The organism is Caballeronia sp. SL2Y3 (genome assembly GCF_022879575.1).
In the GTDB taxonomy this organism is placed as follows: domain Bacteria; phylum Pseudomonadota; class Gammaproteobacteria; order Burkholderiales; family Burkholderiaceae; genus Caballeronia.
Window position 1 is genome coordinate 1,037,524 of sequence record NZ_CP084260.1, and the last position, 11,842, is coordinate 1,049,365.

Here is an 11,842-nt window from a genome sequence, read left to right on the forward strand (position 1 = left end):
TGTTTGACGACGCTGAGCGGTTCAGTCTATAATCTAATTCTTCAGACGCGGGGTGGAGCAGTCTGGCAGCTCGTCGGGCTCATAACCCGAAGGTCGTAGGTTCAAATCCTACCCCCGCAACCAGAATTCAAAACCGCGTTTCCGGCGGCCGTTGTATCAGGCCGCTTGGAGACGTTGTCCAAGTGGCGCAAGCGCCAATCCAGTATTTCTTCCTCGACGCGTCGGAACAAGGCAGTTGCGTTGCTTGTGATCCGTCCGTCGTCAAAATCTCTACTGCTCCCGTTCCGTCGCTAGGCGAGTGCGTTCGTCGTCGGCTCGCCTTACCCCGAGCGACCACCCTAAACACGAAAAGCCTGCATGAGCACCAACTCATGCAGGCTTTTTGCGAATCCTTCGGCCTTCATCCGACCGGGCGCACGCGCTAGACGTGCTATCAGCGAGCTTTCGCGTCCGGCGTTTTCAACGCCGCTTCCGCGAAACCGCGACCCGTTCGAACTCGGACCGCCGACCCACTACGCATTGCGAAAAACGAGGGCGTCACGCCCACCGTCGATGGCTGCGCGCAGCGATCAATAAAACTTCTTCGGCAGTTGCGCGCGGCGGATCTGCTTGCGAAGACGAGCGACAGCAGCAGCTTTCTTGCGCTTGCGCTCAGTCGTCGGCTTTTCGTACGCCATGCGCGACTTGAGTTCTTGAATCAGGCCCGTGCGTTCGACGGTACGACGAAAACGTCGCATGGCGACGTCGAAAGGCTCATTCTCTTTCAACAGTACTTTAGTCATTGAAATCTCGGTTGATCTGGCCCTGCCAGAATTTGGGGTAAAGCGCAATTGTACACTTTCTGAGAGACGCGCTGCATCCTCTTTGCACGAGAATCTGCGCGGCGCGGCTCGGGATTCACATCGTAGGTCGTTGAATCGAGACGACAAATCCTGAATAACCCGGCCCTCGTGTTGGCTCAGAAGCCGCGAGAACGGCGCGGACGGTCTTCCGGCTCGCGCGGCTCCGCGTCCGGCTGATGGATGGTCACGTCCGAACGCGCGAGCGCCACGCACGGCAGGATCCAGCCGTCCGCCTTCTCCTCCGCCGTGAGCCCCGGCCACTCGATGCGATAGTCCACGTCGCCCGATTCCAGCTTGCAAATGCATGTGCGGCAGGTCCCGTTGTGGCACGAGCGGGGCAGCGACAGCCCCGCGCGCCAAGCCGCTTCGAGCAGGGATTCGCCCGGCTGCACTTCGACGACATCGCCGCGCGGCGCGACGGTCATCGCAAAGACGCGCGGCTCGCTCACGTGCGCACCTCGACGTTCGCCCGTCCGTGCGTGAGATCGCGCAGTTCGGCGGCCGCCTCGTCGCGCGCGGCGGCGGCCATGCGCACGACGAGGCGCACCGTCATCCCATAGGCGCTGTCTACCAGTTCGGCTTCGTGCTGCTCGATCCAGCGTCGCACACGCGCTTCGTCGGCGTAGTCGATCTCGATGGCGAGCAGGCCGCGCTCGATACGCTCGATGCGCTCGGCCGACTGCATCGCGGTGGCAATCGCGTCGGTGTACGCGCGCACGAGCCCGCCCGCGCCCAGCTTGATGCCGCCGTAATAGCGCACGACCGCCGCCAGCACGCCGTCCACTTCGTGATGCCGAAGGACTTCGAGAATCGGGCGGCCCGCCGTGCCGGACGGCTCGCCATCGTCGGACATGCCCGACTGGCCGCCCGCGAGCAGCGCCCAGCACACGTGCGTGGCCGTCGGATGCTCAGCGCGCAGGCGGTCGAGTTCCTGCATGGCGGCGTCCCGGTTGGAAACCGGAATGGCGAGCGCGATGAAGCGGCTCTTGCGCACGTCGATTTCGGCGCAGACGGGAGAGGCGAGCGTATAGGTAGGCAAGGCGGGATGCTTCTGCGAGAACGAATGGGATTCAGGCCGAGGCGCGAAGCGCGCGCTGCATGAGCACGGTATCGACCCATCGGCCGAACTTGAAGCCGACGTCGCGCAACACGCCGACATGCTCGAACCCGAGCCGCGCATGCAACGCGATGGACCCGGCGTTGCCGCTGTTGCCGATCACCGCGATCATCTGCCGCCACGGGCCGCGCTCGCATCGCTCGACGAGCGCCGAAAGCAGCGCGAGCCCGATGCCGCGTCCGCCGAAGCCGTCGGCGACATAGACGGAATCTTCGATCGTATGCCGGTACGCCGAGCGCGCGCGATACGTCGAGGCATACGCGTAACCGGCCACCTCGCCGTCGAGTTCCGCGACGAGATAAGGCAGGCCCGCCGCGACCGCCGTCGCGTGACGCGCGCGCATCTCGTCGGCCGTCGGCGGCGCCTCCTCGAACGTCGCCAGCGCGTGCAGCACGTAGTGCGAATAGATGCGCGCGATGGCGTCGAAGTCGCCGGACGCGGCGTCGCGAATGATGGGCGCTGGCGCGCGATTCGATGTCATGGCGGTTTCTCGGGTGGCGGCCGAAGAAGCCCGCATCGGCGGGCTTTGCAGCCGCAATTTTCGCACGCCGCGCGAAGACCATAAATCGCGTGCGGCTCGTGCGCCAGCCCACCGAATGCGCCACTTTCTGGCTAAATAAACGTTGAGTCGCCTGCTTGCCGCCCTCTACACTAAGGCGCCTGTCGACCGAGCCGGCGCGTGCGCCTCGTGCGGCGGCCTGTTCTCCGCATTTCCGCGCAGCCGTCGCAACGCAGGCACGTCAGCGCGATCAGCGCACGCGGCGCGGCAGCGCGCCGAGCGTCCTGCCCTGCAGCGCACGACCACAATACGAATGAACAAACTTCAACGCGGGGCGCTGGCGGCGCTCCTGATCGTCGTCGTGATGATCGCGGCGCTCGCGCCGGCGGGGATCGCCTTCACGCTCGCCGCGCGCAGCGAACGGCAGGCGCGCGTCGAGCGGCTTGGCAAGCTCGCCGATGCCGCGCTGGTTCGCGCCGAAGTCTTGACGCGGCGTCTGTCGGGCGCGCTGGGCGACATCGGCGAAGTGAGCGACGCGCCGTGCTCCACGAGCTATCTTCGCGCGCTGCGGCACATCGCGCTCACGCGTGCGCCGCTGCGCGACGCGGGCGCGTACGACCGCGACGGCCGGTGGCAATGCTCGTCGTCGCTCGGCGCGGTGTCGGCGGGCGCGTCGGACGGTCTCGCATTGCCGCCGCCCGACTGGCGTCCCCGCGATGGCGTGAGCGCGTGGTACGGCATGGCGCGCCTGCCGGGGGGCAAGGATTCGCTCGTGATGGGGCGCGGCGGCGTCTACATTGCCGCCGATCCGTCGCTCTACGTCGACGGCATCGACGCGGACATCGCGCGCTCGGGCCATGTTGCCGTCATCAACACCGAGGCGCGGCGCGTGATCGCCGGCACGCCCGCCACGGATGCGTCCGCGGTCCTCGCGGTCTATCGCAGTTCGCCGTCGCTGCTGGATTGCGCGTCGGTCGCCGTGCGCCGCTCGGCGACGATGCCGCTAGCGGTCGTCGTCAGCACGCCGCGCGAGACGTGGCGCACGCGCGCTCGCTCGCTGCCGTGGGCGTCGTTGCTCGCCGGGATCGCGACGGGCGTGGCGTGCGCGGGCTGGGCGGCCGCTGTCATCGTGCGCAGGCTCTCGCCGCGCGGACAGTTGCGCGACGCCGTGCGCCGCCACCAGTTCATCGTCGCGTATCAGCCGATCGTGGATCTCGCGACGCGCCAATGCGTCGGCGCCGAAGCGCTGGTGCGCTGGAAGCATCACGACCGCATCGTGCGGCCGGACCATTTCATTCCGCTCGCCGAGCATCGCGGGCTCATTCAGGCGATCACCGATCAGGTGCTCGACACCGTTCTGCTGGAACTCGGCGACTTTCTCAGGCGCTACGCCGACTATTACATCTCCGTGAACGTGTCCGCGCCGGACCTGACGACGCATCGTTTTCTCGGCGTGATCGGTCCCGCGCTCGCGCGACAAGGCATCCGCCCGCAGCAGATCCGCATCGAGGCCACCGAGCGCGGCTTTCTCGACGCCGACGCGGCGAAGGAGGTCATCAGCGCGTTCCGCGCGGCGGGCCACGCCGTCTATCTGGACGACTTCGGCACCGGCTATTCCAGTCTGTCGCACTTGCAGACGTTTCGCGTGGACGGCCTCAAGATCGACAAGTCGTTCGTCGATACGATCGGACAGGACGCGGCGTCGAGCAGCGTCGCTTCGCATATCATCGAGATGGCCGCGACGCTCGGCGTGCAGGTGATCGCCGAAGGCATCGAGCGCGAAGAGCAGGCGGCGTATCTCCACGCACGCGGCGCGCAGTTCGGGCAAGGCTGGCTCTTTTCGCCGCCGCTCACGGCCGCCGAATTCATCCGCTACGCGGGCGCGACACGCGCTCGTTGAGCCTTCATCGTTAAGACGCAATCTCAAGCCCCAACTGGACGCCTTCATGGACGATCAAACCGCCGTTTCCTTTCTCCGCGATGTTCGGCATCCGCTGCTCGCGCTGCATCGCGCGGTGCTCGCGCACCTGCGCCATGCGCACGAGGCCGAGTTCGGGCCGGTGTCGCCCGGCGAATTCCTGCAGATCGTGATCAACGGCAGCGCGTATCGCTGGCTCTCGCCGCTGTCGACGCTCATCGCCGCCCTCGACGACGTGCTCGACGACGAAGAAGCCACGCCGGATGCGCGCGTCGGGCATGCGAAGGCGGTCATCGGCATGTTCCGCGCGGAGACGCGCGATCCCGCCTTCGCCGAACGCTTCCTGCCGCTTCTGCAAGAGAGCCCGGAGATCGCGGTCGCCAACGGCCATGTCGTGCAGGTCGTGCGAGGCGTGGCTGCGGGCTGACGGCGCCGCGTTTTCCGCTATCGAAAAAGCGACGCAAAAGCACGAATTCCGCACGACGCGCCCATGCGGGTTTTCACGGCTGTCGCGCGTCGCCGACGTTGCGGCGCGGGCGCATGAACCGCACGCCGCGCCCGCGCACCGGATGCTGCATCGCAACAAGCCGACGCCGCTTCTTTGAGCGATTATTTTTCGCTTGCGACTATCCGCGCCAATCCGGGAGGCGCGCATCGGCAGGACGCCGCCTCCGTTAGACGAAACAGGAGGCGCTCATGTCGTTGTACGGCTTCGGCCCGCTGCTCTGGGCGGGCGCAAAGGAAACGCTCGCGCTCGCGCTGCTTTCGCTCGCGGTCTCGGTGTTGCTCGGACTGGTCGGCGCGTCGGCGAAGCTCTCGCGGCACGGATTCTTGCGCGGCATCGCGACCGCGTACACGACACTCATCCGCTCCGTGCCCGATCTCGTGCTGATGCTGCTGCTTTTCTACAGCATCCAGATCGCGATCAACCATGTCACCGATGCGTTCGGCTGGGATCAGTTCGATATCGATCCGTTCACGGCGGGCGTCCTCACGCTGGGCTTCATCTACGGCGCGTATTTCACCGAGACGTTTCGCGGCGCGTTTCTGGCAGTGCCGCGCGGCCAGCTCGAAGCGGGCAGCGCGTACGGCATGAGCGGCATGCGCGTGTTCGGCCGCATCCTGTTTCCGCAGATGATGCGCTTCGCGCTGCCGGGCATCGGCAACAACTGGCAAGTGCTCGTGAAGGCGACGGCGCTCGTGTCGATCATCGGCCTCGCGGACGTGGTGAAGGCCGCGCAGGACGCGGGCAAGAGCACGTTCAACATGTTCTTCTTCATTCTGATCGCCGCGCTCATCTATCTCGCCATCACCACGGCGTCGAACTTCGTGCTGATGGCGCTGGAACAACGCTATTCGACGGGCGTGCGTCACGCCGATCTTTGAGGACCGAGAATATGATGTCGATCTTCGCCGAATACTGGCGTCCGTTTCTGTATTCCGACGGCATGCGCGCGTCGGGCCTCGTCGTGACGCTGTGGCTGCTCGCGGCGTCCATTGCCATCGGCTTCTGCGCGGCCGTGCCGCTCGCCTGCGCGCGGGTGTCGAAGCGCCGCTGGCTCTCGACGCCCGTGCGCCTCTACACGTACGTGTTTCGCGGCACGCCGCTCTACGTGCAACTACTGCTGCTCTACACGGGCATGTACAGCCTGGAATTCGTGCGCACGCATTCCTTGCTCGAAGCGTTCTTTCGCAGCGGCTTCAACTGCGCGGTGCTCGCGTTCGCGCTGAACACCTGCGCCTATACGACTGAAATCTTCGCGGGCGCGATCCGCGCGATTCCGCACGGCGAAGTCGAAGCCGCGCGCGCCTACGGCATGGGCACGTTCACGATGTATCGACGTGTGATCCTGCCGTCCGCGCTGCGCCGCGCCTTGCCTTTGTACAGCAACGAAGTGATCCTGATGCTGCACGCGACCACCGTCGCGTTCACGGCGACGGTGCCGGACATCCTGAAGGTCGCCCGCGATGCGAATTCCGCCACGTATGAATCGTTCGGTTCGTTCGGCATCGCGGCGCTTCTGTATCTGGCGATTTCGTTCGTGCTCGTCGCGGCGTTTCGACGCGCGGAGCGCCGCTGGCTCGCGTACCTGAGCCCGTCGAGCGCCTGACGAGCGTTAAAATTCCAGCCGTGCGGAGAATCATGTCATCACCCGAGGAGATTGCGTTGGAGCCGAAAGCCAAAGACGTCGCGACGAAGCTCGTCGCCGAGGACATCCACAAACGCTATGGCGACAACGAGGTGCTGAAGGGCGTGTCGCTCGCGGCGCGCGCGGGCGATGTCATCAGCATCATCGGCGCGAGCGGCTCGGGCAAGAGCACGTTCCTGCGCTGCATCAACTTTCTGGAGAAGCCGAACGCGGGGCAGATCGTCGTGGATGGCGAAGCCGTGCGCACGAAGACCGACCGCAACGGCAATCTCGAAGTGGCCGATCACAAGCAGCTCCAGCGCGTGCGCACGAAGCTCGCGATGGTCTTTCAGCACTTCAATCTCTGGTCGCACATGACGGCCATCGAGAACGTGATGGAAGCGCCCATTCACGTGCTCGGCATCTCGAAGAAGGAAGCCGAGGACCGCGCCCGCGAGTATCTGGAGAAGGTCGGCCTGCCGCCGCGCGTGGAAAAGCAGTATCCGTCGCATCTGTCGGGCGGGCAGCAGCAGCGCGTCGCCATTGCACGCGCGCTTGCCATGCATCCGGACGTGATGCTCTTCGACGAACCCACCTCCGCGCTCGACCCCGAACTCGTCGGCGAAGTGCTGAAGGTCATGCAGCGCCTCGCCGAAGAAGGCCGCACGATGATCGTCGTGACGCATGAAATGGGCTTCGCGCGCAACGTGTCGAATCACGTCATGTTCCTGCATCAGGGACGCACGGAAGAAGAAGGCGCGCCTTCCGAGGTGTTGAGCGCGCCGAAGAGCGAGCGCCTGAAGCAGTTCCTGTCGGGCAGTCTCAAGTAACGTGGCGAGCGCTTCGGGCCCGGCGCGCGGGCCGCTGCAAGTGGCGATCGTGGCGCTCCCGCCGGTATCGATGAGCGGCATCGCGCCGATCATCGACAGTCTCACGCTCGCCAACGAAATCGACGGGCATCGTCTCTATGACTGGCGCGTCTGTTCGTGGGACGGCCGTCCGGTGCCGCTTTCGGGCGGCGCGCAGCTTCCCGCCGATTGCGCCTTCAACGACGCCGTTCATTGCGACTGGCTGATCGTCGTCTCCGAACGCTATCAGCAGTTCGCCGACTACCGGCTCTTTCTCGCGAGCCTTGCGCGCGTCGCGCCGCGCACGCCGCTCGTCTCGGGCATCCATCACGGCGTCTGGTGGCTCGCGATGGCCGGACAACTCGCGCAATATCGCGTGGCCGTGAACTGGGAGACGTATCAGCAGTTCACCGAGCAGTTCGAGCGCGCCATCGTCTCGCAGCAGATCTTCGAAATCGACCGCGACCGCGCGACGTGCGCCGGCGGTCAGGCGAGCATCGACTTCATGCTCGCGATGATCGCTCGCGATCACGGTCAGGATCTGGCGGAGCGCATCGCGGATTCGCTCGGCGTCGGCGCGTTGCGCGCGGGCACCGAGCGGCAGCGCATACCGTTCGTCACTGCGCCCGGCGAGCGGCATCCGCGCCTGAACGACGCGCTGCAACTGATGGAAGCGAATATCGAAGACCCGCTGTCCACCGATGACATAGCAAATCTCGTCGGTATCTCGCGCAGGCAACTGGAGCGGCTCTTTCGTCAGTATCTCGGCGCGATGCCCTCGAAGTATTACCTCAATCTGCGTTTGACGAAGGCGCGCACGCAGTTGCAGCGCACGAGCAAATCGGTCGTGCAGATCAGTCTCGCGTGCGGGTTTTCATCGGCGGCGCATTTTTCCAATGCGTATCGCGACCGCTTCGGCGTGACGCCGCGCGAGGAGCGGCGCAACTGGATCGAAAAGCAGCGCGGCGCGCTCGACGAACCGCGCGGCGGGGCGTTGATCGAGCCGCCCGAAGCTCGTTGAATCGACGTTTGAGCCTGGCGTGAAAGCGCATGAAAGCATGTCGCGAACGCGCAAGACGGAACGCACGCAAGCGCCTAATATCGAAAGCATTGCAATACGACTGCAGCAAGAACCCGTAGAGGAGTGGCACATGACCGACATCAATGTGAATCGCGGTACGTTCGACGAAGTAATGGTTCCGGTGTTTTCGCCCGCCAATTTCGTGCCGGACAGAGGCCGCGGCTCGCGCGTATGGGACACCGAAGGCCGCGATTACATCGACTTCGCGGGCGGCATCGCGGTGACGGCGCTGGGCCACGCGCATCCCGAACTGCTCAAGGTGCTGCACGAGCAGGGCGAGAAGCTCTGGCACATCGGCAACGGCTATACGAACGCGCCGGTATTGCGTCTCGCGAAACGCCTGACGGACCTGACGTTCGCGGATCGCGCGTTCTTCGCGAACTCGGGCGCCGAGGCGAACGAAGCGGCGTTGAAGCTCGCGCGCCGCTACGCCATCGACAAGTTCGGTCCCGAGAAGATCGAGATCATCTCGTTCACGCAGTCGTTTCATGGCCGCACGTTCTTCACGGTCAGCGTCGGCGGCCAGCCGAAGTATGCCGAAGGCTTCGGGCCGCAGCCGCAAGGCATCCGCCATCTGCCGTATAACGATCTCGCGCAGGCGCTCGCAGCCATCGGCGACAAGACGTGCGCGGTGATCGTGGAGCCGGTGCAGGGCGAAGGCGGCGTGCTGCCCGCCGATCCCGCGTTCCTGAAGGGCCTGCGCGAAGCGTGCGACAAGCACGGCGCTTTGTTGATTTTCGACGAGGTGCAGACGGGCGTCGGCCGCACGGGCACCTTCTACGCGTACATGCAATACGGCGTGACGCCCGACATCCTCACGACCGCGAAGGCGCTCGGCAACGGCTTTCCCATCGGCGCCATGCTGACCACCGATGAGATCGCGCAGCACTTCAAGGTCGGCGTTCACGGCACGACGTACGGCGGCAATCCGCTCGGCGCGTCCATCGCGGAGAAAGTGGTCGAACTGATCAGCGATCCGAAATTGCTCGAAGGCGTCGGCGCGCGCAGCGAAGCGATCAAGGCGCATCTTGCGCGCATCAACGAGCGGTTGGGCCTCTTCAAGGAGATTCGCGGCCGCGGTCTTTTGATCGGCGCGGAACTCGCCGACGCCTACAAGGACCGCGCGAAGGACGTGCTCAATGCGGCTGCGGCCAACGGCGTCATCATGCTGATCGCCGGGCCGAACGTGCTGCGCTTCGCGCCGTCGCTCATCATGCCGATGGCCGATCTCGACGAAGGCTTCGCGCGCATCGAGCAGGCGATCGAACAGGTCGTGGGCGCGACGGCCGTCGCGCGCTGATTCATCGTTGATCACCGCTTTACAGGAAACGGCGATGCTATTCGTTCGTCCGGCAAGACTCTCCGATCTCGACGAGCTCGAGCGCATGGCGCGCTCGGCCGCGCCCGTGCTGCACTCGTTGCCGCGCGACCGGCGCGCGCTGGAAACGCGCGTCGCGCTCTCCGAAGATTCGTTTCGCGCCGAAGTCGATTTTCCGGGCGAGGAGTTCTATCTCTTCGTGCTGGAAGACGCGCAGAGCGGCAAGCTCTACGGCACGTCGAGCATTGTCGCGTCGGCGGGCTATTCCGAGCCGTTCTACACGTTTCGCAACGACGCGCTGATTCACGCATCGCGCGAACTCAAGGTGAACCGCAAGATTCACGCGCTCACCATGTCGCACGAACTGACGGGCAAGAGCCGGCTCACGGGCTTTTATATCGATCCGTCGCTGCGCACGCCCGAAGGCGAAGCGACCGCGCATCTTCTTTCGCGCGCCCGCATGATGTACATCGCGGCGAACCGCAAGCGCTTTTCGAGCGAAGTGTTCTCGCTGATGCTGGGCGTCACCGACGACGCGGGCGTGTCGCCGTTCTGGGAAGCCGTCGGCCGCAAGTTCTTCGGGCGTGACTTCGAGCAGGTGGAACTGGAGTCGGGCGGGCGCAGCCGCACGTTCATTGCCGAAGTCATGCCGACGTATCCGCTCTATGTGCCGCTTCTGCCCGGCGAGGCGCAGCGCGTGCTCGGCGAGCCGAACGCGAGCACGCTGCTCGCCTACGACATTCATCTCGAAGAAGGCTTCGAGCCGGACCGTTTCGTCGATATTTTCGACGCCGGCCCGGTGCTGACGCTCGCGGTGGACAAGAGCGCATCCGCGAGTTCGGGCGAACTGCGCGCGGTGCACGAAGGCACGGACACGAAAGGCGCGGCGTATCTCGTCGCGGCGGGCGGGGCGCACGAGTTCCGCTGCATCGTCGCGGAACTGACGGGCACGCGCTCGGACGGCGCGGCGTTGAGCGCCGATGCGTGCGGCGCGCTCGGCGTCGCGGAAAAAGACACGGTGCGCTGCGTGCCGCTGCATCAAGCCTCGGGAGAATTGCAATGATCGTCGTGCGCTGCGTGCAGCCGGGAGATGTCGACGCGCTCGTCGCGCTGGCGCTGGAAACGGGCCCGGGGCTCACCACGTTCAAGCCGGATCGCGCCGCGCTGGCGGCCCGTGTCGAGCGCGCGCGGCGCACGCTCGCGGGCGATGCAGAGCCGTTCGAAGCGGGCTACTTCTTCGTGATGGAAGACACCGCGACCGGGGACGTCGCCGGCGTGTGCGGCATCGAAACGGAAGTCGGGCTGGAGCAGCCGTTCTACAACTATCGCGTGTCGACGGTCGTGCATGCGAGCAAGGACATGGGCGTGTGGACGCGCATGTCGCTGCTCAACATTTCGCACGATCTCACGGGCTACTCGGAGGTTTGCTCGCTGTTCCTGAGCCCGCGTTATCGCACGGCGGGCGTGGGCGGGTTGCTGTCGCGCTCGCGGTTCATGTTTATCGCGCAATTCCGGGACCGCTTTCCGCAGCGGCTGTGCGCGGAGTTGCGCGGCCATTTCGACGAGAACGGCGAATCGCCGTTCTGGAACGCGGTCGGCTCGCACTTCTATCAGATCGACTTCAACGAAGCCGATTACTTAAGCTCGCACGGCAAGAAGTCGTTCCTCGCGGAACTGATGCCGCGCTATCCGGTGTATCTGGACTTGCTGCCGGAGTCCGCGCAGCAGACGGTCGGCGTTACGCACCGCGACACCGCGCCCGCGCGCAAGATGCTCGAAGCTGAAGGCCTGCGCTACGAGAACCACGTCGATATCTTCGATGCCGGTCCGGTGCTCGAATGCCACGTCGCGGACTTGCGCACGGTGCGCGAAAGCGTGCTGGCGACGGTGCGCATCGGCGAGCGCGACGACGCGCAGAGCCATGCGAAGAGCCTGGTATCGAACACCTCGCTCGACGACTTCCGCTGCGGCGCAACCTCCGGCGCGGTCAACGACGGCAAATTCCTGCTGACAGCCGACGAAGCCGCCGCCTTGCGCGTGAAGAACGGCGACACCGTGCGCGTGCTGACATCGCAGCGTGCGAAATAACT

13 protein-coding genes and 1 tRNA gene are annotated in these 11,842 nt (G+C 65.4%); 10 read left to right on the top strand and 4 right to left on the bottom strand.

Annotated features, from left to right (window positions below; all coding sequences use genetic code 11):
• Window positions 1-46 precede the first annotated feature (46 nt).
• Window positions 47-123: transfer RNA gene (locus LDZ26_RS04845), tRNA-Met, on the top strand.
• Between the two features lie 446 nt (window positions 124-569).
• On the opposite strand, the gene rpsU is transcribed toward LDZ26_RS04845, so the two are convergent.
• The 4 genes from rpsU to LDZ26_RS04865 form a co-directional block, all read right to left on the bottom strand.
• Window positions 570-782, bottom strand: a complete 213-nt coding sequence (gene rpsU / locus LDZ26_RS04850) for a 30S ribosomal protein S21 (protein ID WP_006999077.1) — start codon at window positions 780-782, stop codon at window positions 570-572.
• A 176-nt stretch (window positions 783-958) separates the two neighbouring features.
• Window positions 959-1,291 carry a 2Fe-2S iron-sulfur cluster-binding protein gene (locus LDZ26_RS04855; protein ID WP_370650649.1) on the bottom strand — a complete coding sequence of 111 codons (333 nt, stop codon included), beginning with the start codon at window positions 1,289-1,291 and terminating at the stop codon, window positions 959-961.
• Window positions 1,288-1,881, bottom strand: coding sequence for a YigZ family protein (locus LDZ26_RS04860; protein WP_244848405.1), 594 nt, complete (start codon window positions 1,879-1,881; stop codon window positions 1,288-1,290). The genes LDZ26_RS04855 and LDZ26_RS04860 overlap by 4 nt, the downstream gene beginning before the upstream one ends.
• Window positions 1,882-1,912: 31 nt before the next feature.
• Window positions 1,913-2,440 (bottom strand): GNAT family N-acetyltransferase, encoded by a 528-nt coding sequence (locus tag LDZ26_RS04865; RefSeq protein ID WP_244848406.1) that lies wholly within the window; start codon window positions 2,438-2,440, stop codon window positions 1,913-1,915.
• 331 nt (window positions 2,441-2,771) lie between these two features.
• Between LDZ26_RS04865 and LDZ26_RS04870 the strand changes: the two genes are divergently transcribed.
• The 9 genes from LDZ26_RS04870 to astA all read left to right on the top strand — a co-directional run bounded on the left by LDZ26_RS04870 (window position 2,772) and on the right by astA (window position 11,840).
• A complete protein-coding gene (locus tag LDZ26_RS04870) occupies window positions 2,772-4,358 on the top strand; it encodes an EAL domain-containing protein (protein ID WP_244848407.1) in 1,587 nt (528 codons plus the stop codon).
• Window positions 4,359-4,404: 46 nt separating this feature from the next.
• On the top strand, window positions 4,405-4,803 hold the full coding sequence (locus LDZ26_RS04875) for a hypothetical protein (RefSeq protein ID WP_244848408.1): 399 nt from the start codon (window positions 4,405-4,407) through the stop codon (window positions 4,801-4,803).
• A gap of 269 nt (window positions 4,804-5,072) precedes the next feature.
• Complete coding sequence (locus LDZ26_RS04880) at window positions 5,073-5,762, top strand: ABC transporter permease (protein WP_244848409.1); 690 nt, start codon at window positions 5,073-5,075, stop codon at window positions 5,760-5,762.
• Between the two features lie 11 nt (window positions 5,763-5,773).
• Window positions 5,774-6,487, top strand: coding sequence for an ABC transporter permease (locus LDZ26_RS04885; protein ID WP_244848410.1), 714 nt, complete (start codon window positions 5,774-5,776; stop codon window positions 6,485-6,487).
• 32 nt (window positions 6,488-6,519) lie between these two features.
• A complete protein-coding gene (locus LDZ26_RS04890; RefSeq protein ID WP_175940039.1) occupies window positions 6,520-7,335 on the top strand; it encodes an ABC transporter ATP-binding protein in 816 nt (271 codons plus the stop codon).
• Window positions 7,336-7,405: 70 nt separating this feature from the next.
• Window positions 7,406-8,374 carry a GlxA family transcriptional regulator gene (locus LDZ26_RS04895; RefSeq protein ID WP_244848962.1) on the top strand — a complete coding sequence of 323 codons (969 nt, stop codon included), beginning with the start codon at window positions 7,406-7,408 and terminating at the stop codon, window positions 8,372-8,374.
• Between the two features lie 130 nt (window positions 8,375-8,504).
• Window positions 8,505-9,734 carry an aspartate aminotransferase family protein gene (locus LDZ26_RS04900; protein ID WP_244848411.1) on the top strand — a complete coding sequence of 410 codons (1,230 nt, stop codon included), beginning with the start codon at window positions 8,505-8,507 and terminating at the stop codon, window positions 9,732-9,734.
• Window positions 9,735-9,768: 34 nt separating this feature from the next.
• Entirely contained in the window at window positions 9,769-10,815 is a 1,047-nt protein-coding gene (gene aruF / locus LDZ26_RS04905) for an arginine/ornithine succinyltransferase subunit alpha (protein ID WP_244848412.1), read from the top strand.
• Window positions 10,812-11,840, top strand: a complete 1,029-nt coding sequence (astA, locus tag LDZ26_RS04910; RefSeq protein WP_244848414.1) for an arginine N-succinyltransferase — start codon at window positions 10,812-10,814, stop codon at window positions 11,838-11,840. The genes aruF and astA overlap by 4 nt, the downstream gene beginning before the upstream one ends.
• The last annotated feature ends 2 nt before the right edge of the window (window positions 11,841-11,842 follow it).

Coding starts and splice junctions, on each gene's coding strand:
- rpsU (WP_006999077.1), bottom strand. CDS start 782: ATGACTAAAGTACTGTTGAAAGAGAATGAGCCTTTCGACGTCGCCATG.
- LDZ26_RS04865 (WP_244848406.1), bottom strand. CDS start 2,440: ATGACATCGAATCGCGCGCCAGCGCCCATCATTCGCGACGCCGCGTCC.
- LDZ26_RS04870 (WP_244848407.1), top strand. CDS start 2,772: ATGAACAAACTTCAACGCGGGGCGCTGGCGGCGCTCCTGATCGTCGTC.
- LDZ26_RS04875 (WP_244848408.1), top strand. CDS start 4,405: ATGGACGATCAAACCGCCGTTTCCTTTCTCCGCGATGTTCGGCATCCG.
- LDZ26_RS04880 (WP_244848409.1), top strand. CDS start 5,073: ATGTCGTTGTACGGCTTCGGCCCGCTGCTCTGGGCGGGCGCAAAGGAA.
- LDZ26_RS04885 (WP_244848410.1), top strand. CDS start 5,774: ATGATGTCGATCTTCGCCGAATACTGGCGTCCGTTTCTGTATTCCGAC.
- LDZ26_RS04890 (WP_175940039.1), top strand. CDS start 6,520: ATGTCATCACCCGAGGAGATTGCGTTGGAGCCGAAAGCCAAAGACGTC.
- LDZ26_RS04895 (WP_244848962.1), top strand. CDS start 7,406: ATGAGCGGCATCGCGCCGATCATCGACAGTCTCACGCTCGCCAACGAA.
- LDZ26_RS04900 (WP_244848411.1), top strand. CDS start 8,505: ATGACCGACATCAATGTGAATCGCGGTACGTTCGACGAAGTAATGGTT.
- aruF (WP_244848412.1), top strand. CDS start 9,769: ATGCTATTCGTTCGTCCGGCAAGACTCTCCGATCTCGACGAGCTCGAG.
- astA (WP_244848414.1), top strand. CDS start 10,812: ATGATCGTCGTGCGCTGCGTGCAGCCGGGAGATGTCGACGCGCTCGTC.